The sequence below is a fragment of the Streptomyces sp. NBRC 110028 genome, assembly GCF_001417735.1.
Lineage (GTDB): Bacteria > Actinomycetota > Actinomycetes > Streptomycetales > Streptomycetaceae > Streptomyces.
The window spans coordinates 37,540-55,819 of record NZ_BBUZ01000047.1; the positions used below are offsets into that span (position 1 = coordinate 37,540).

The following is an 18,280-nucleotide window of genomic DNA, read 5'->3' on the forward strand; positions in this document are numbered from 1 at the left end:
TTCGCGTTCTGCGGGGCTTTCTCAGCGTGCGCGGGCCGAGGTGACCCGGTACACGTCGTAGACGCCCTCGACGCCGCGCACGGCCTTCAGGACGTGTCCCAGATGCTTGGGGTCGCCCATCTCGAAGGTGAAGCGCGAGGTGGCCACCCGGTCGCGGGAGGTCTGGACGGCCGCGGAGAGGATGTTGACGTGCTGGTCGGACAGGACGCGGGTGACGTCCGACAGCAGCCGGGACCGGTCCAGCGCCTCGACCTGGATGGCGACCAGGAAGACCGACGACTGGGTGGGTGCCCACTCGACGTCGAGGATGCGCTCGGGCTGCTGGGACAGCGAGTCCACGTTGACGCAGTCGGCGCGGTGGACGGAGACGCCGCTGCCGCGGGTCACGAAGCCGATGATGGGGTCGCCCGGCACCGGCGTGCAGCAGCGGGCCAGCTTGACCCATACGTCCTCGACGCCCTTGACCACCACGCCCGGGTCGGCGCTGGAGCGGCGCTTGGAGCGCCGGATGGGCGGGGCGGTCTCGGCGATGTCCTCGTTGGCGGCCTCCTCGCCGCCGAGGGCCGAGACGAGCTTGCCGACCACGTTCTGCGCGGAGACATGGCCCTCGCCGATGGCCGCGTAGAGCGAGGAGATGTCCGGGTAGCGCATCTCGTGGGCGAGGGTGACCAGCGAGTCGCCGGTCAGGATCCGCTGGATCGGCAGGTTCTGCTTGCGCATCGCCCGGACGATCGCGTCCTTGCCCTGTTCGATGGCCTCGTCGCGGCGCTCCTTGGAGAACCAGCCACGGATCTTGTTACGGGCCCGCGGTGACTTGACGAAGCCCAGCCAGTCGCGGGACGGCCCCGCTCCGGCCGCCTTGGAGGTGAAGACCTCCACCAGGTCACCGTTGTCGAGGGTCGACTCCAGCGGCACCAGCCGCCCGTTGACCCGGGCCCCGATGGTGCGGTGGCCGACCTCGGTGTGGACGGCGTACGCGAAGTCCACCGGGGTGGCCCCGGCGGGCAGCGCTATGACGTCGCCCTTGGGCGTGAAGACGAAGACCTCGTTGCGGGAGAGGTCGAAGCGCAGCGACTCCAGGAACTCGCCGGGGTCCTCGGTCTCCTTCTGCCAGTCCAGGAGCTGCCGCAGCCACGCCATGTCGTTGACGGCGTCGTCCTTGCCGGCCTTGCCCCGGGGCACGTCGGTGCGGACCTTGGAGGTGCCGGCGACCGCCTCCTGCTTGTACTTCCAGTGCGCGGCGATGCCGTATTCGGCGCGGCGGTGCATGTCGAAGGTGCGGATCTGCAGCTCGACCGGCTTGCCGCTGGGCCCGATGACCGTCGTGTGCAGCGACTGGTACATGTTGAACTTGGGCATCGCGATGTAGTCCTTGAACCGCCCGGGCACCGGGTTCCACCGCGCGTGGATGGTCCCCAGCGCCGCGTAGCAGTCGCGGACGGTGTCGACAAGCACCCTGATGCCCACCAGGTCGTAGATCTCGGCGAAGTCCCGGCCCCGCACGATCATCTTCTGGTAGACGGAGTAGTAGTGCTTGGGGCGGCCGGTGACGGTCGCCTTGATCCTCGCGGCCCGCAGATCGCCCTGGACCTGGTCGGTGACGACGGCCAGGTACTCGTCGCGCTTGGGCGCGCGCTCGGCGACCAGCCGGACGATCTCGTCGTACATCTTGGGGTAGAGGATCGCGAAGGCGAGGTCCTCCAGCTCCCACTTGATGGTGTTCATGCCCAGCCGGTGGGCGAGCGGGGCGTAGATCTCCAGCGTCTCGCGGGCCTTCTTCTCCTGCTTCTCCCGCTTCAGGTAGCGCATGGTGCGCATGTTGTGCAGCCGGTCGGCGAGCTTGATCACCAGGACCCGGGGGTCCTTGGCCATCGCGACGACCATCTTGCGCACGGTCTCGGCCTGGGCCGCCTCGCCGAACTTGACCTTGTCCAGCTTGGTGACGCCGTCGACGAGCAGGGCGACCTGATCGCCGAAGTCGCGGCGCAGGGTGTCCAGGCCGTATTCGGTGTCCTCGACGGTGTCGTGCAGCAGTCCGGCCATCAGCGTGGCCGAATCCATACCCAGCTCGGCGAGGATCGTGGTCACCGCGAGCGGGTGGGTGATGTACGGATCGCCGCTCTTGCGCTTCTGGCCGCGGTGCCAGCGCTCGGCCACCTGGTACGCGCGCTCGATCTGGCGCAGCGTGGCGCCGTCCGCCTTGGGGTCGTTGCCGCGCACGATGCGCAGCAGGGGCTCCAGCACCGGGTTGTACGGGCTGGAGCGCTGCACGCCGAGGCGGGCGAGGCGGGCGCGCACGCGGTTGGAGGAGCCGGAGCGCGGGGCGGGGCTCTGGCTCTGAGTGGTGCGGGGCGCGGCCGGGGCGGGCCGCAGCTCGCCCGCGGGGCCCGCCGCGGCGGGCCCCGGCCGGGTCTGCTCGGGGGTGCCGGCTGCCGGTGAGGGGCGGTCCGCGCCGTTTCCGGGCGTGGCTGAGGACGCCGTCGTCTGCTCGGCGGCGGCGGTCGCGTCCGGAGCGGGACGGACTCCGGGGGAGAGCGGCTGGGCCTCGTCTGGCAAGAGAGCACTCCTCAAGCGGTCCGGACCCCGGGGGGTCGGGGTCCCAATGGTATCGATCCCGCCACTCCGCTTGCCTCCCGGCCGCGAGAGCCGGGCAACGACGGAGGGCGGGGACCTGTTCCTTGCGCAGGTCCCCGCCCTCCGGCGGTGGTGTCGGCGGATTCCGGTCAGACCGTGATCAGGGCCTCCAGCGGGGCGCTGTCCAGCGCGCCCAGCAGACGTCTGCGGCCGTCCAGGAAGCCCAGCTCCATGAGCACGGCGACCCCGGCGACCTGGGCGCCGGCCCGCCGGATGAGCTGGAGCGACGCCTCGGCGGTGCCGCCGGTGGCGAGCACGTCGTCGATGACCAGGACCCGGTCGCCGGGCTCCAGCGCGTCGGCGTGTATCTCGATCTCCGCGGTGCCGTACTCCAGCTCGTACGCCTGCCCCAGGGTCGCCCCGGGGAGCTTGCCCGCCTTGCGGACCGGTACGAAGCCGATCCCGGCGCGCACGGCGGCCGGGGCGGCGAGGATGAAGCCGCGCGCCTCCAGGCCCACGACCTTGTCCGCCCGGTGCCGCACGCACAGCTCGGCGAGCGCGTCGGTCAGCGCGGAGAAGGCCGCGGCGTCGGCGAGCAGCGGGGTGATGTCCTTGAACATCACGCCCGGCTGCGGGTAGTCCGGCACGTCCTGGATACGGCTGAGCAGCAGCCCGCGCAGCTCTTCGGTGCCCGGCTCCCCGGACACGCTCGTCCCACTCATCGGCGCTTCCCCGACGGCCGGCCGCGGCCCCGGCTGCGGGACGCGGGCTGGCGGCGCTGGCCGACGACTCCGGCCGGGGCCGCGTCCTCCAGGTCCGGTTCGCCGCCCTCGGCCGGCTCGCCGTCGTTCGGCTCGGTCTCGGCCTTGGCGGCCGCGGCGCGCTTGGCGCGCACCCGCTTGGCCAGCGCCTTCATCTGCGGGTCGCGGCTCTTGAAGTCGGAGACCAGCGGGGTGGCGATGAAGATCGAGGAGTACGCGCCGGCGGCGAGGCCGACGAACAGGGCCAGCGAGATGTCGTTGAGCATGCCCGCGCCGAGCAGACCGCCCCCGATGAAGAGCAGCGCCCCGACCGGCAGCAGCGCCACGACCGTGGTGTTGATGGACCGCACCAGGGTCGAGTTGAGGCTGCGGTTGGCGATCTCCGGGTAGGTGAAGCGGGTCTGCTTGGTGATGTCCTTGGCTCCTTCCTTGAGACCGTCGAAGACCACGACGGTGTCGTAGAGGGAGTAACCGAGGATCGTCAGCAAACCGATCACGGTGCCCGGGGTGACCTCGAAGCCGACCAGCGCGTAGACACCGACGGTGATGGTGAGGTCGTGGACCAGGGCGATCAGGGCGGCCAGCGCCATCCGCCATTCGAAGGCGATGGCAAGGTAGATCACCACCAGGACCATGAAGATCGCGAGGCCTTGCCAGGCCTTGGAGGCGATCTGCTCGCCCCAGCTCGGGCCGACCAGCTGGGTGTCGATCTTGTTGGTCTTGACGTCCAGTTTCTGGGCGAGCTTCTCCTGGACCGGGACGGCCTCCTTGGTGCCCAGCTCGCTGATCTGGATCCGCAGGCCACCGCGGCCCAGCTCCTGGACGACCGCGGTGTGGCCGCCGGACGCCTTCTCCGCCACCTCCTGGGCCTGGGGGGCCGAGACCGTGGTGTTGGGAGTGGTGAAGACCGCGCCGCCGGAGAACTCGATGCCCATGTTGAGGCCGCGCACCGCCAGGCCCGCGATGGCCGTGATGGTGATCAGGATCGAGATGGCGTACCAGATCTTCCGCTTGGCGACGAAGTCGTAGCCGACCTCGCCTCGGTAGAGCCTGGCGCCGAGACTGCCGAGTCGCGACATCTCACGCCTCCTTCGGGGTGTCGGCGGGGCCGGGGGCGGCGGGACGACGGCGGCGCAGCGGCGGTTTGGCCCCGAGGCGCTTGGGGTCCAGACCGGACCACGGATGGCCGTTCCCGAAGAACGGGCGGCGGGCGAGGATCGTCATCAGCGGCTTGGTGAACAGGAACACCACGACGACGTCGAGCAGGGTGGTCAGCCCCAGGGTGAAGGCGAAGCCCTGCACCTTGCCGACGGTCACGATGAAGAGCACGGCGGCGGCGAGGAACGACACGAAGTCGGAGACCAGGATGGTGCGCCGGGCCCGCGGCCAGCCGCGCTCGACGGCCGGGCGCAGCGAGCGGCCCTCACGGATCTCGTCACGGATCCGCTCGAAGTAGACGATGAACGAGTCGGCGGTGATACCGATCGCCACGATCGCACCGCAGACCGCCGGAAGGTTCAGTGCGAAGCCGATGGCCGGGCCGAGCAGCACCATGATCGTGTACGTCAGTATGGCGGACGCGGCGAGGGACGCCATGGCCACCAGGGACAGACCGCGGTAGTAGACGACCAGGTAGATCACCACGAGTGCGAGACCGATGGCGCCGGCGATCAGACCGGCCTGCAGCTGCTCGCCGCCGAGGGCCGCGGAGACGGTGGTCTCGTCCGCGATGTCGAAGGACAGCGGCAGCGCACCGAAGGACAGCACGTTGGCCAGGTCCGCGGAGCTCTGCTGGGTGAAGCCACCGGAGATGGTGGCCCGGCCGCCGGTGATGGCGCCCTGGGTGACCTCGGGGTCGGAGACGACCTCGCCGTCCAGGACGATCGCGAAGCGGTTCTGCGGGGACTGCTGCTTGGTCAGCTCGCCGGTCACCTTGGCGAACTTCTTGGCGCCCTTGTTGTTGAAGTCGAGCTGCACGATCCAGCCCGAGGCGTTCTGGCTCTCGAAGACGGACGAGGCATCGTCGACGTCGGTGCCCTCGACCTCGGAGGGGCCGAGGACGAACTTGGAGTCACCCTTCTGGCTGCACGCCAGGACGGGATCGCTCGGCTTGGTGTTGGCCGCCTTCTCGGCCGCCGCGGCACGCCCCGCCCGGGTGGTGCAGTCCAGTGCTGCGAAGTCCTTGGCCAGCTTCTCCTGGCCGGAGGTGTCCGAGGGCTTGCCCGTCTCGCCGCCCTTGGGGGTCTTGGACGGGGTGGGCGTCGGCGTCTTGTCGGCCTTCAGCGCCTCGGGGACGGCACGGCCCTGGGTGGTGGCGGTGGGGCTGGGCTTGCCGCTGCCGCCCTGGTCGCCCTTGTCCGGCTTGCCCTGGGACGCGCTGGAGGAGGGGCTGGGAGTGCTGCTGGGCGCCTTGGTCTTGCCGCCGGAGGTGGTGGTCATCACCGGCCGGAAGTACAGCTGGGCGGTGGTGCCCACCTGCTGCCGGGCCTGTTTCGCGTTCGTCCCCTTGGGGATGTTCACGATGATGTGCTTGGGGCCCTGCGTCTGGACCTCGGCCTCGGACACACCCAGGCCGTTGACCCGCCGCTCGATGATGCTGACGGCGGTGTTCATGTTGGCCGTGTTGATCGCGTTGGGCTTGCCCGGCTGGTTCTTGGCCTCCAGCGTGAAGCTGGTGCCGCCCGCGAGATCGATTCCCAGCCGCGGTGTGGTGTGACCGGAGATGAACATCCCCCCGATGAGCGCCACCATGGCGATCACGATCACGGCCAGCGCGCGCCCGGGCCTGCCCTGTGACCCGGGGGACCTGCGGCCCTTCTTCGGTGCTGCCACCTTGTCGTATCTCCCTGTCCAACCGCCCCGCAGCGGGTGTGCGCGGGGCGGCCACGAAGTCTTGTGGGGGTGTGCCCCCGCCGGAGCCTAGACCGTCCATGAACCACGGCGCGCCGAGCGGTGGCACGCCGTGGTTCACAGTGCAGGACTACTTCGCGTCGGCGCCGCCGTCCCGCTTTTCGCCCTCGGGCGCGTCGGCCGCGGCGGCGTCGTCCTTGCCGAGGTCGATCTTCTTGGCGTCGGCCTTCCCGGCCTCCGGCTCGGAGGCCGGCGCCTTCTCGGCGGAGGAGTCGTCGGCGCCGCCCGCGGGGGTGGTCAGCGAGGAGGCGTCGTCGGGGACGACAGGGGTGTCGGCGCTGTCGACGCCGTCGGCACCGTCCTCATCGGGGTCGATGCCGTGGACGATGTGGTTGTACTCCGCGTCGGAGAGGACGGCTCCGATCGCGTTCTTCGCGTAGATCGCGTGAACGGCGGGGGCCACCTCGAGGAGGACCGTGTCGTCGTGGACCTCCTTGACCGTCGCGTACATGCCGCCGATGGTCCGCACGCCGGTGCCCGGCTGCATGGTGTCCCGCATCTGGGCGGCCTGGCGCTGCTTGTTCTTGGCCGACCGAGTCATCAGGAACATGGCCCCGATGAGCACGATGAACGGCAGGAGAGTCACGATATTCACGGGACGGAGATCCTTCACACGACCGCTGGGGCGCGGCCTGGTCTACGGGGGTGGGTATGCCATACGGAAGAACAGACGGCATACGGACGGCATCGGCGGAGTCTAAGCGAGCCCGCGCCTATGGAACAACGCCCGGCGCGGCACCGGGGTTCCTGACCCCACCATTATTCGCTCTTCACGCCATGATGCCGGACAGTACGCGCCTTCACGCCTCGAACAAGCCGCTCTGGCCGCCCCCGGCGCCGCGCTGCGGCGGGGTGAGGCCCAGATGCTCCCAGGCCGCGGGGGTCCCGATCCGGCCCCGGGGCGTACGGGCCAGCAGGCCCTCGCGCACCAGGAACGGCTCGGCGACCTCTTCCACGGTCTCACGCTCCTCCCCCACCGCGACCGCCAGGGTCGACAGGCCCACCGGGCCGCCGCCGAACAGCTTGAGCAGGGCGCTGAGCACCGCCCGGTCCAGCCGGTCCAGGCCCCGGCCGTCCACGTCGTAGACCGCCAGGGCGCTGGCGGCGATCTCCCGGGTGATGAGGCCGTCCGCCTTGACCTGGGCGTAGTCGCGCACCCGGCGCAGCAGCCGGTTGGCGATACGGGGCGTGCCGCGGGAGCGCCCGGCGATCTCGGCCGCGCCCTCGGCCTCTATGGTCACCTCCAGGAGCCGGGCGGAGCGGTCGATCACCCGCTCCAGCTCGGCGGGGGCGTAGAACTCCATGTGGCCGGTGAAGCCGAAGCGGTCGCGCAGCGGGGGCGGCAGCAGTCCGGCCCGGGTGGTCGCGCCGACCAGGGTGAACGGCGGCAGCTCCAGCGGGATGGCGGTGGCCCCGGGCCCCTTGCCGACGATGACGTCGACCCGGAAGTCCTCCATCGCCATGTACAGCATCTCCTCGGCGGGCCGGGACATGCGGTGGATCTCGTCCAGGAACAGCACCTCGCCCTCGGTGAGCGAGGAGAGGATCGCGGCGAGATCGCCCGCGTGCTGGATGGCCGGGCCGGAGGTGATGCGGATGGGGGCGCCCATCTCGGCCGCGATGATCATCGAGAGGGTGGTCTTGCCGAGCCCGGGCGCGCCGGAGAGCAGCACGTGGTCGGCGGTGCCGCCGCGCTGCCGGGCCGCCTTGAGGACCAGGTCCAGCTGCTCGCGGACCCGCTCCTGGCCGACGAACTCCCCCAGGTCCTTGGGGCGGAGGGCGGCCTCGACCGCCTGGTCGTCCCCGTCGGCGTCGGCGCCCACCAGCCGGCTGCCCGCGCCGCCGGGCAGGTCGCCGGACAGGGCGTCGTCGGCGTCGGCCGGTTCGGTCTCGTCCCAGTTCACTGCGTTTCGCCTCGCGAGATCGTGTCGAGCGGTCCGGCCGGTCGCGGCATGCGCGCGCCGGCGGCCGGTCAGCGGGTGCGGTTCAGGGTCTGCAGGGCGGCCCGCAGCAGCTGCGCCACCTGCGGCGCACCGCCCTCGGCCAGGGCCACCTCGGCCTGCGGGGTGACGGCGGCGACCGCCTCGTCGGCCTCCCGGGTGGCGTAGCCGAGGCCGACCAGGGCGGTGTGCAGCTGATCGCTCCAGCCCGCGGCCGCGGGCGGGCGGGCGGCGGGCACGGCCCTGCCGACCGGCGCGCCGAGCCGGTCCTTCAGCTCCAGCAGCAGCTTCTGCGCTCCCTTCTTGCCGATGCCGGGGACGGCGGTGAGCGCCTTCTCGTCACCGGTGGAGACGGCGAGCCGCAGGGCGTCCGGCGTGTGCACCGCCAGCATGGCCTGGGCGAGCCGGGGGCCGACCCCGCTGGCGGTCTGGAGCAGCTCGAAGACCTGGCGCTCGTCGTCGTCCGCGAAGCCGTAGAGCGTCAGGGAGTCCTCGCGGACCACGAGCGAGGTCGCGAGCCGGGCGGGCTCGCCGACCCGCAGCCCGGACAGGGTGCCCGGGGTGCAGTGGACCGCCATCCCGACGCCGCCGACCTCGATGACGGCGGTGTCCGGGGCGAGGGCCGCGACCGGACCGGAGACGAACGCGATCATGTAATACGGCCTTCCGTGGAGCGAGGGGAACGCGGGGTGCGGTGGGCGGCGACGGCCTGCTGCAGCCGGTTGGCCGCGGGGGCGCGCCAGATGTGGCAGATGGCGAGCGCCAGGGCGTCGGCGGCGTCGGCCGGTTTGGGCGGGGCGTCCAGCCGCAGCAGCCGGGTGACCATCGCGCCGACCTGCGCCTTCTCGGCGCGCCCGGAGCCGGTGACGGCCGCCTTGACCTCGCTGGGGGTGTGCAGCGCGACCGGCAGCCCGCGGCGCGCGGCGCAGAGCATGGCGACCGCGCTGGCCTGGGCGGTGCCCATGACGGTCCGCACATTGTGCTGGCTGAACACCCGCTCCACCGCGACGCGTTCGGGCCGGTGCGTGTCCAGCCACTCCTCGATGCCGCGCTCGACGAGGACGAGACGGTCGCCGATCCCGGCGTCCGCAGGGGTCCGTATGACGCCGACGCCCAGCATCCGCAGCGGGCGGCCCGCGACCCCGTCGACCACGCCGATGCCACACCGGGTCAGCCCCGGATCCACGCCCAGCACCCGCACCGCGCCCCTCCCCTCGTCGCCCTGATCACGCTTCGGTCATCTGTTCCTGCAGGCTAGCGGCTGCCACCGACAGCACCGGCCGACAACGCCGACGGGCCGGTGGGGTGTGTCCCCGCCGACCCGCCCGCCACGCGTGTGCTGATGTGTCCTCAGGCGATCCGCCGTCAGGCGTCGACCTTGGCCATGACCTCGTCGGAGACGTCGAAGTTGGCGAAGACGTTCTGCACGTCGTCGCTGTCCTCCAGCGCGTCGATCAGCTTGAAGATCTTGCGCGCGCCGTCCTCCTCCAGCTCCACCTGCATGGTGGGCACGAAGTTGGTGTCGGCCGAGTCGTAGTCGATGCCCTCCTTCTGGAGCGCGGTGCGGACCGCGACCAGGTCGGTGGCCTCGCTGAGGACCTCGAAGGACTCGCCGAGGTCGTTGACCTCCTCGGCGCCCGCGTCGAGCACCGCGGCCAGCACGTCGTCCTCGGACAGCTCGCCCTTGGGGACGATCACGACACCCTTGCGGTTGAACAGGTACGACACCGAGCCCGGGTCGGCCATCGAGCCGCCGTTGCGGGTCATGGCGACGCGGACGTCGGAGGCGGCACGGTTGCGGTTGTCGGTGAGGCACTCGATGAGCACCGCGACACCGTTGGGACCGTAGCCCTCGTACATGATCGTCTCGTACTGGGCGCCGCCCGCCTCGAGACCGGCACCGCGCTTGACCGCGCTGTCGATGTTCTTGTTCGGAACGGACTGCTTCTTGGCCTTCTGGATGGCGTCGTAGAGCGTCGGGTTGCCGTCGACGTCGGGCCCGCCCATCCGGGCCGCCACCTCGATATTCTTGATCAGCTTCGCGAAGAGCTTGCCGCGCTTGGCATCGATCACGGCCTTCTTGTGCTTCGTCGTAGCCCATTTAGAGTGGCCGGACATCCGCCTGTCTCCTTCGCGTTACCCAATGCTGTACGAACGCCTGAGATCCTACCGGGATCGCCGCTCAGCGCGCGGTCCCCGCCCTCCCGTCGCCCACCGCCACCCTCAACGGAGCGCTACGCGCGCCGAGCCATCTCCCGTCGCCCACCGCCACCCTCAACGGAGCGCTACGCGCGCCGAGCCATCTCCCGTCGCCCACCGCCACCCTCGACGGAGCGCTACGCGCGCCGAGCCATCTCCCGTCGCCCACCGCCACCCTCGACGGAGCGCTACGCGCGCCGAGCCATCTCCACGAACAGGGCGTGCACCCGGTGGTCACCGGTCAGCTCCGGGTGGAACGACGTCGCGAGGACGTTGCCCTGCCGGACCGCGACCGTATGGCCCTCGTACGTCGCCAGCACCTCGGCACCGGCGCCCACCGACTCGACCCACGGCGCGCGGATGAAGACGCCCTCCACGGGGCCGCCCTCGATGCCCTCGATGTCGACCGCGGCCTCGAAGGACTCGTTCTGGCGGCCGAAGGCGTTACGGCGCACGATCATGTCGATGCCGCCCAGGGTCTCCTGATCCTCCCGGCCGTCGAGGATCTTGTCCGCGACCATGATCATACCGGCGCAGGTTCCGTACACCGGCAAGCCCGCCCGGATGCGCTCGCGCAGCGGCTCCAGCAGCCCGAAGACGACCGCGAGCTTGGACATGGTGGTGGACTCGCCGCCGGGGATCACCAGCCCGGCTACCTCGGCCAGTTCCTCGGGGCGGCGCACCGGCCGGGCCTGCGCGCCGGCCGCGGTGAGCGCGGCCAGATGCTCGCGGACGTCGCCCTGGAGAGCGAGCACGCCGATGAGGGGGGTCTCGGACGTCGTCTCGGACACGGTGCGGGGACCTCTCGGATGTCAGAGTGAACGCGTGACGGTGGACGGCCCGCGGGCGGCGCGGACCGTCCACCGGACGCGTGGTGCGGGGCCTGCCGGCCCGTGATTACCAGCCGCGGTTGGCGTACCGCTCGGCCTCGGGGAGGGTGTCGCAGTTGATGCCGACCATGGCCTCGCCCAGGTCGCGGGACGCGTCCGCGATGACCTTCGGGTCGTCGTAGAAGGTGGTCGCCTTCACGATCGCCGCGGCGCGCTTCGCCGGGTCACCGGACTTGAAGATGCCCGAGCCCACGAAGACGCCCTCGGCGCCGAGCTGACGCATCAGCGCGGCGTCGGCCGGGGTGGCGACACCACCGGCGGAGAACAGCACGACCGGCAGCTTGCCGGTCCGCGCGATCTCCGCGACCAGCTCGTACGGGGCGCGCAGCTCCTTGGCCGCCGCGTACAGCTCGTGGTTGTCCAGGCCGCGCAGCCGGGCGATCTCGCCCTTGATCTGGCGCAGGTGACGGACCGCCTCCACGACGTTGCCGGTGCCCGCCTCGCCCTTGGAACGGATCATCGCCGCGCCCTCGGCGATCCGGCGCAGCGCCTCGCCCAGGTTGGTGGCACCGCACACGAACGGGGTGGTGAAGGACCACTTGTCGCTGTGGTTGACCTCGTCGGCCGGGGTCAGCACCTCGGACTCGTCGATGTAGTCGACGCCCAGGGACTGCAGCACCTGCGCCTCGACGAAGTGGCCGATCCGGGACTTGGCCATGACCGGGATGGAGACCGCGTTGATGATGCCGTCGATCATGTCCGGGTCGGACATCCGGGCCACGCCGCCGTCCTTGCGGATGTCGGCCGGAACCCGCTCCAGCGCCATGACCGCGACGGCACCGGCGTCCTCGGCGATCTTGGCTTCCTCCGGCGTGACGACGTCCATGATCACGCCGCCCTTGAGCTGCTCGGCCATGCCCCGCTTGACGCGGGCGGTGCCGGTCGCGGGAGCCGCCGGATTCTCTGCGGACGGGGACGTGCTGGCGGACGTGGTGGACACGGTTTGACCTCACTCGATAGTGAAAAGTGCGATGAACCCATCGTAGGGCCGTTCGATACCTGTTCATGACCCGGCCATCCGGCCCGGGTCATGGACATGTGTGATACACGGATGAACGAAACCCGGTCCGGAGGACCCTCGGCAAGGGCCAATCGAAGGCCGGTGGCTCCGACGCCCTCAAAGGTCCTGTCCGCACGCCCTCAGTGCTCCGCGCGCGCCACCAGGGCCGCCGGAGGCTCGTCGTCCATCTCGAACGCCAGCGGAAACGGGGCATGGCCCGCCAGCCGGAACCAGCGCACCTTGCGGTGCCGGCGCAGCGCCCGCGCCGCCCGCACCGCGTCGTTGTGGAACCGACGCGCCATCGGCACCCGGCGCACCGCCTCCGCCAGCTCCCCCAGCGCCGCCTCACCGCCCGGCGCCTCCCGCACCGCCTCGACCTGCGCGGGCTCCTCGAAAACGGCCCGCAGCGCCTGGCTCAGCTCGCTCTCGGCCACCTCACGGTGCTCCTCCTCGGCCTGCCGGGCGGCGTGCGCGGCCTGGTAGAGCACCATCGACGAGGCGGGGTCGAGCACTCCGGCGGTACCCAGCTCCTGGGTGACCGAGGCGCGGCGCAGCAACTGCGCGTCCAGCGCCGCCCGCGCCGCGTCCAGACGGCTGTGCAGCCGGTCCAGACGCCCCGCGGTCCAGCTCAGATAGACGGCGACGACCACCAGCGCGATCGCGACCCAGATCAGTGTGCTCACGCCGCGCCACGCTACCGCCTACGGCCCCCCGGGCCCGACCCAGTGCCGCGTCAGCCAAGGTTCACCCCGGGCAAACCTTGACTGACGCGGCACTAGTCACGGGTCAGGCCCAGGCGGCCGAGCAGGCCCACGCGGTCGTCGGCGTCGACGGAGGACGTACCGTCCGTCACCGTCTCGTAGACCGCCAGCACGTCCGCGCCCACGGTCGACCAGTCGAAGCGCCGCACATGGCGGCTGCCCCGCTCGCGCAGCTCGGCGAGCCGGTCCGGGTCGCCGAGCAGCCGTAGCGCGGCGGCCGCCAGCGCGTCCGCGTCCTCGTTCGCGAACAGCTCACCGGCCGCTCCCCCGTCCAGGACCTGGGCGAAGGCGTCCAGGTCGCTGGCGAGGACCGGGGCGCCCGCGGACATGGCCTCGACCAGGATGATGCCGAAGCTCTCACCGCCCGTGTTGGGCGCGACGTACACGTCCACGCTGCGCAGGAAGCGCGCCTTGTCCTCGTCGCTGACCATCCCCAGGAACTCGACCCGGTCCCGCAGCCGCTCCGGGAGCCCGGCCACCGCCTCCTTCTCGTCGCCGCGCCCGGCGACCAGCAGCCGGGTCCGGGGACGCTCGGCGAGGATCTTCGGCAGGGCGCGCATCAGCACCGGAAGCCCCTTACGGGGCTCGTCGATGCGGCCGATGAACCCGATCGTGTCGCCCTGCCACTCCTGTTTCGGCTCGGCGTCGGCGAAGAAGCCCACGTCGACGCCGTTGGGGATGACGACGGCGTCGCCGCCCAGATGCTCGACCAGGGTCCGCCGCGCGTACTCGCTGACCGCGATCCGCGCGCTGATCTTCTCCAGGGCGGGCTGCAGGATCGGATACGCGGCGATCATGGCCCGCGAGCGGGGGTTGGAGGTGTGGAAGGTGGCGACGATCGGCCCCTGCGCCGCCCAGCAGGCCAGCAGCCCGAGAGAGGGCGAGGTCGGCTCGTGGATGTGGATGACGTCGAAGGCGCCGTCGTGCAGCCAGCGCCGCACCCGGGCGGCGGACAGGAAGCCGAAGTTGAGGCGGGCGACGGAGCCGTTGTACGGCACCGGGACCGCGCGCCCCGCGGAGACGACGTAGGGCGGCAGCGGGGTCTCGTCGTCCGCGGGCGCGAGGACGGAGACCTCGTGGCCGCGCCGGATGAGGTGCTCCGCCAGGTCGCGGATGTGGAACTGCACCCCGCCCGGGACGTCCCAGGAGTAGGGGCAGACGATCCCGATCCTCACGGCGTCTCCCTTCCGGGACCGCGGTCCAGGTCGGCGAGCCACAGCCGCTGCAGCATGTGCCAGTCCTCCGGGTGTTCGGCGATCCCCGAGGCGAAGGCGTCGGCGACCTGCTGGGCCATGACGGCGGTCTGCTCGGCGCGCGTGCCGCCCTCCGGCACCTCGACGGGCGGATGGACGCGGCCCTGCATGACCGGGGACGCGTCGTACCAGAGGGTGACCGGCAGCAGCAGCGCGCCGGTCTGCGCCGCGAGCCGGGCCGGGCCGGCGGGCATCTTCGCGGACTCGCCGAAGAAGGACACCTCCACCCCGGAGGCGGACAGGTCCCGGTCGGCCACCAGACAGACCAGGCCGCCCGCCCGCAGCCGCCGCGCCAGCGTGCCGAAGGCGGCTCCGCCCTGGTGCGGCAGCACCTCCATGCCCAGGCCCTCGCGGTAGGCGACGAACCGGTCGTACAGCGACTCCGGCTTCAGCCGCTCCGCGACCGTGGTGAACGGCACCCCCAGCCTGGTGGTGACCCAGGCCCCGGCGAGGTCGTAGTTGCCCATGTGGGGCAGCGCGAGGACCACGCCGCGGCCACTGGCCAGCCCGTCGACCAGGTAGTGCACGTCCTTGATCTCGACGCCGCTCCGGATGCGCTCCGCGCTCCACGTCGGAAGCCGGAAGGACTCCATCCAGTAGCGCATGTACGAGCGCATGCCCGCCCGGGACAGCTCGGCCAGCCGCCGCGGCGAGGCCTCGGGGACGACGCGCGCGAGATTGGCCTCCAGCCGCAGCACGCCCTTGCCTCGCCGCTTCCACGTCTGATCGGCGATGCGCTGCCCGAGCGCCACGGCGACCGGCTCCGGGAGCTTCTTGACCGCGCTCCAGCCGAGCCCGTACAGCGCGTCGGTCAGCCTGTCCTTCACCGTGTCTCGCCCCCCTGGGGCACCGCGCGCTCCGCGGCGTCCGCCTCGGCGGCCTCCCGGCGCACGGTGACCACGCGCTGTACGAGCGTCACGGCGCTGCCCACGGCGACGATCCACAGCGCGATCGGCAGCAGGACTTGGATGTGCGGCACACCGAACATGTGCAGGCCCGAGAGCCCGCAGGCGACCAGCGAGATCACCAGCCGCTCGGCGCGCTCCACCAGCCCGTTGACGTTCACCGGCAGCCCAATGCTCTCGCCGCGCGCCTTGGTGTACGAGACCACCTGGCCGCTGGCGAGACAGAAGATCGTCACCGCACACAACACATTGTCGTCGCCCCCGCCCGCGTACCACAACGCCAGACCGCCGAAGATCGCCCCGTCGGCGACCCGGTCCAGCGTCGAGTCGAGGAACGCGCCCCAGCGGCTGGAGCGGCCCAGCTGCCGCGCCATATTGCCGTCGATCAGGTCCGAGAAGACGAAGAGCGTGATGACGACGGTGCCCCAGAAGAACTCCCCCCGGGGGTAGAAGACCAGCGCTCCCGCGATCACACCACCGGTTCCGGTGAGGGTCACCGCGTCCGGGCTGACGCCGAGACGGATGAGCAGGGCGGCGAATGGTGTGAGAACACGCGTGAAGAAAGCACGCGCGTACTTGTTCAGCATGGCCTTCCCGGTGGGTCGATGCGGGCCGGATGGCCAAGAGGCCACCGGCGGGCCCATCGTAGCCAGGCGCTACCAGGCCGCCGCGCACCTGCCGGACCGCTCCCCCGCCCCTCCCGTGCGGTGCCCGGATGTGCGACGTATGGACGCACCGTGACCTCGGTGGAAAGCTCGAAGTATCGCAAGGTGTCGACCGGGAGGCGAGACACATGGGCGAGAAGACGAACACACACCCCGGGGCCGCCGGAAGGGCAGCGGCGGCCGACCGCCCCAGCTCCCTGCGGAATGTGGTGCTGGTCGGCCACAGCGGGTCCGGGAAGACGACACTCGTGGAGGCCCTCGCGCTGGCCACCGGCGCGATCAACCGGGCCGGCCGGGTCGAGGACGGCGGCTGTCTCTCCGACCACGACGAGATCGAGCACCGGCAGCAGCGCTCGGTACAGCTGTCCCTGGTCCCCGTCGAATGGGGCGGGATGAAGATCAATCTCCTCGATACCCCGGGCTACGCCGACTTCGTCGGGGAGCTGAGGGCCGGTCTGCGGGCAGCGGACGCGGCCCTCTTCGTCGTCTCGGCGGCCCAGGACGCGGTGGGCATCGCGGGCGCCACCCGCATGGTGTGGGAGGAGTGCGCCGCGGTCGGGATGCCGCGCGCCATCGTGATCACGCACCTGGAGGCGGCCCGCGCCAGCTTCGAGGAGATGACCGAGATCTGCCGCCGCACCTTCGGCGGCGACGACCCCGACGCCGTCCTGCCGCTGTACCTGCCGCTGCGCGGCGAACCGGCCCCGGACGGGCACGCCCCCGTGACCGGGCTGATCGGCCTGCTCTCCCAGCGGGTGTACGACTACTCCTCGGGGTCACGGACCGAGACCCCGCCCACCGACGGCCAGGCCCCCCTGGTCTCGGAGGCCCGCGACCGGCTCATCGAGGGGATCATCTCCGAGAGCGAGGACGAGACCCTCATGGACCGCTATCTGGGCGGCGAGGAGATCGACGTCAAGACGCTGATCGACGACCTGGAGAAGGCCGTCGCCCGCGGCAGCTTCCACCCCGTGCTGGCCGCCGCGCCCGCCGCCGACGGCTCCCGGCAGGGCCTGGGCACCACCGAGCTGCTGGAGCTGATCACCCGCGGCTTCCCGACCCCGCTGGAGCGCGAGGCCCCCGCGGTCACCACCCCGCAGGGCGCCGCGTGCCCGGCACTGGTCTGCGACCCGGACGGCCCGCTGGCCGCCGAGGTCGTCAAGACCTCCTCCGACCCCTACGTCGGCCGGATATCGCTGGTCCGGGTCTTCTCCGGGACGCTGCGCCCGGACGAGACGGTGCACGTCTCGGGGCACGGCATGGAGGACCGCGGCCATGAGGACCACGACGTGGACGAGCGGGTCGGTGCCCTGTCCACGCCGTTCGGCAAACAGCAGCGCACGCTGTCCCAGGCCATCGCGGGCGATCTGGCGTGCGTCGCCAAGCTGACCCGCGCCGAGACCGGGGACACGCTTTCGGCCAAGGACCGGCCGCTGCTCATGGAGCCGTGGCAGATGCCCGACCCGCTGCTGCCCGTCGCCATCGAGGCGCACAGCAAGGCGGACGAGGACAAGCTGTCGCTGGGCCTGTCGCGGCTGGTGGCCGAGGACCCGACGATGCGGCTGGAGCAGAACCCGGACACCCACCAGGTGGTGCTGTGGTGCCTGGGCGAGGCCCATGTGGACGTCGCCCTGGAGCGGCTGCGCGCCCGGTACGGGGTACAGGTGGACGCCGTGCCGTACAAGGTGGCACTCCGCGAGACGTTCGGAAGCAAATCCAGCGGGCGCGGGCGGCACGTCAAGCAGTCCGGCGGGCACGGCCAGTACGCGATCTGCGAGATCGAGGTGGAGCCGCTGCCCGGCGGCTCGGGCATCGAGTTCGTGGACAAGGTCGTCGGCGGCGCGGTGCCCCGGCAGTTCATCCCGTCCGTCGAGAAGGGGGTACGGGCCCAGGCGGCGCGCGGTGTCTCCACCGGAAACCCGCTGGTCGACGTGCGGATCACCCTGCTGGACGGCAAGGCGCACTCGGTGGACTCCTCCGATGCCGCGTTCCAGACGGCGGGCGCGCTCGCGCTGCGCGAGGCGGCCGCCGACAGCTGGATCGAGCTGCTGGAGCCGGTGGTCAAGGTCGGCGTCCTGATCGCCGACGACTACGTCGGCGCCGTCATGAGCGATCTGTCCGGGCGGCGCGGCCGGGTCGTGGGCACCGAGCAGTCCGGCGGCGGCCAGACCCTGATCCAGGCGGAGGTCCCGGAACTCGAGATCGGCCGGTACGCGGTCGACCTGCGGTCGCTGTCACACGGCACCGGGCGGTTCAGCCGCTCGTACGCCCGGCACGAGCCGATGCCCCCGCAGGTGGCCGAGCGGTTGCGCGGCGAACGGACCGGGGCCGGGACGTAGTTCACCGGCCGCCATGGCGCCGCCCGCCCCAACTCGCCCGGGGCGGGCGGCCGTCGACGGGCACGGAGACCGGGAAGTTTTCC

At 71.6% G+C, this 18,280-nt stretch carries 16 protein-coding genes; 1 reads left to right on the forward strand and 15 read right to left on the reverse strand.

All coding sequences use genetic code 11. From position 1 onward, the window contains the following. Positions 1 to 21: 21 nt before the first annotated feature. The 15 genes from ASC60_RS33975 to pgsA form a co-directional block, all read right to left on the reverse strand. Positions 22 to 2,556 carry a bifunctional (p)ppGpp synthetase/guanosine-3',5'-bis(diphosphate) 3'-pyrophosphohydrolase gene (locus tag ASC60_RS33975; protein WP_055557560.1) on the reverse strand — a complete coding sequence of 845 codons (2,535 nt, stop codon included), beginning with the start codon at positions 2,554 to 2,556 and terminating at the stop codon, positions 22 to 24. A gap of 167 nt (positions 2,557 to 2,723) precedes the next feature. Continuing rightward, positions 2,724 to 3,296, reverse strand: a complete 573-nt coding sequence (locus ASC60_RS33980; protein ID WP_055557561.1) for an adenine phosphoribosyltransferase — start codon at positions 3,294 to 3,296, stop codon at positions 2,724 to 2,726. After that, on the reverse strand, positions 3,293 to 4,414 hold the full coding sequence (secF, locus tag ASC60_RS33985) for a protein translocase subunit SecF (protein ID WP_055557562.1): 1,122 nt from the start codon (positions 4,412 to 4,414) through the stop codon (positions 3,293 to 3,295). Before secF ends, ASC60_RS33980 begins: the two co-directional genes overlap by 4 nt. Before the next feature lies 1 nt (position 4,415). Then, the gene (gene secD / locus ASC60_RS33990; protein ID WP_055557563.1) at positions 4,416 to 6,167 is read right to left on the reverse strand and encodes a protein translocase subunit SecD; all 1,752 of its coding nucleotides are present in this window, start codon (positions 6,165 to 6,167) and stop codon (positions 4,416 to 4,418) included. Between the two features lie 148 nt (positions 6,168 to 6,315). Beyond that, positions 6,316 to 6,840 (reverse strand): preprotein translocase subunit YajC, encoded by a 525-nt coding sequence (gene yajC, locus ASC60_RS33995; RefSeq protein ID WP_055557564.1) that lies wholly within the window; start codon positions 6,838 to 6,840, stop codon positions 6,316 to 6,318. A 205-nt stretch (positions 6,841 to 7,045) separates the two neighbouring features. Continuing rightward, the gene (gene ruvB, locus ASC60_RS34000) at positions 7,046 to 8,149 is read right to left on the reverse strand and encodes a Holliday junction branch migration DNA helicase RuvB (protein ID WP_234357243.1); all 1,104 of its coding nucleotides are present in this window, start codon (positions 8,147 to 8,149) and stop codon (positions 7,046 to 7,048) included. Positions 8,150 to 8,217: 68 nt separating this feature from the next. Continuing rightward, the gene (gene ruvA / locus ASC60_RS34005) at positions 8,218 to 8,838 is read right to left on the reverse strand and encodes a Holliday junction branch migration protein RuvA (protein ID WP_055557565.1); all 621 of its coding nucleotides are present in this window, start codon (positions 8,836 to 8,838) and stop codon (positions 8,218 to 8,220) included. Further along, positions 8,835 to 9,386: a crossover junction endodeoxyribonuclease RuvC gene (gene ruvC / locus ASC60_RS34010; protein WP_055557566.1), complete on the reverse strand. Its 552-nt coding sequence runs from the start codon at positions 9,384 to 9,386 to the stop codon at positions 8,835 to 8,837. The genes ruvA and ruvC overlap by 4 nt, the downstream gene beginning before the upstream one ends. A gap of 164 nt (positions 9,387 to 9,550) precedes the next feature. Next, positions 9,551 to 10,303 (reverse strand): YebC/PmpR family DNA-binding transcriptional regulator, encoded by a 753-nt coding sequence (locus ASC60_RS34015; protein WP_055557567.1) that lies wholly within the window; start codon positions 10,301 to 10,303, stop codon positions 9,551 to 9,553. 269 nt (positions 10,304 to 10,572) lie between these two features. Further along, positions 10,573 to 11,175, reverse strand: a complete 603-nt coding sequence (gene pdxT / locus ASC60_RS34020; RefSeq protein ID WP_055557568.1) for a pyridoxal 5'-phosphate synthase glutaminase subunit PdxT — start codon at positions 11,173 to 11,175, stop codon at positions 10,573 to 10,575. A 106-nt stretch (positions 11,176 to 11,281) separates the two neighbouring features. After that, a complete protein-coding gene (gene pdxS / locus ASC60_RS34025; protein ID WP_055557569.1) occupies positions 11,282 to 12,214 on the reverse strand; it encodes a pyridoxal 5'-phosphate synthase lyase subunit PdxS in 933 nt (310 codons plus the stop codon). A 200-nt stretch (positions 12,215 to 12,414) separates the two neighbouring features. After that, positions 12,415 to 12,957 carry a hypothetical protein gene (locus ASC60_RS34030; RefSeq protein WP_055557570.1) on the reverse strand — a complete coding sequence of 181 codons (543 nt, stop codon included), beginning with the start codon at positions 12,955 to 12,957 and terminating at the stop codon, positions 12,415 to 12,417. A gap of 92 nt (positions 12,958 to 13,049) precedes the next feature. Next, on the reverse strand, positions 13,050 to 14,210 hold the full coding sequence (locus ASC60_RS34035) for a glycosyltransferase family 4 protein (protein WP_055557571.1): 1,161 nt from the start codon (positions 14,208 to 14,210) through the stop codon (positions 13,050 to 13,052). Beyond that, a complete protein-coding gene (locus ASC60_RS34040) occupies positions 14,207 to 15,115 on the reverse strand; it encodes a phosphatidylinositol mannoside acyltransferase (RefSeq protein ID WP_055557572.1) in 909 nt (302 codons plus the stop codon). The genes ASC60_RS34035 and ASC60_RS34040 overlap by 4 nt, the downstream gene beginning before the upstream one ends. Then, positions 15,112 to 15,837 carry a phosphatidylinositol phosphate synthase gene (gene pgsA, locus ASC60_RS34045; protein WP_370592997.1) on the reverse strand — a complete coding sequence of 242 codons (726 nt, stop codon included), beginning with the start codon at positions 15,835 to 15,837 and terminating at the stop codon, positions 15,112 to 15,114. The genes ASC60_RS34040 and pgsA overlap by 4 nt, the downstream gene beginning before the upstream one ends. Before the next feature lie 149 nt (positions 15,838 to 15,986). On the opposite strand from pgsA, the gene ASC60_RS34050 reads away from it, so the two are divergent. Continuing rightward, the gene (locus ASC60_RS34050) at positions 15,987 to 18,197 is read left to right on the forward strand and encodes an elongation factor G-like protein EF-G2 (RefSeq protein ID WP_055557574.1); all 2,211 of its coding nucleotides are present in this window, start codon (positions 15,987 to 15,989) and stop codon (positions 18,195 to 18,197) included. Positions 18,198 to 18,280: the final 83 nt, after the last annotated feature.

Excerpts from the sequence above, each read along its gene's own strand:
- ruvA (WP_055557565.1), bottom strand. The coding sequence starts at position 8,838 with ATGATCGCGTTCGTCTCCGGTCCGGTCGCGGCCCTCGCCCCGGACACC.
- secF (WP_055557562.1), bottom strand. The coding sequence starts at position 4,414 with ATGTCGCGACTCGGCAGTCTCGGCGCCAGGCTCTACCGAGGCGAGGTC.
- pgsA (WP_370592997.1), bottom strand. The coding sequence starts at position 15,837 with ATGGGCCCGCCGGTGGCCTCTTGGCCATCCGGCCCGCATCGACCCACC.
- ASC60_RS34050 (WP_055557574.1), top strand. The coding sequence starts at position 15,987 with ATGGGCGAGAAGACGAACACACACCCCGGGGCCGCCGGAAGGGCAGCG.
- ASC60_RS34015 (WP_055557567.1), bottom strand. The coding sequence starts at position 10,303 with ATGTCCGGCCACTCTAAATGGGCTACGACGAAGCACAAGAAGGCCGTG.
- ASC60_RS33980 (WP_055557561.1), bottom strand. The coding sequence starts at position 3,296 with ATGAGTGGGACGAGCGTGTCCGGGGAGCCGGGCACCGAAGAGCTGCGC.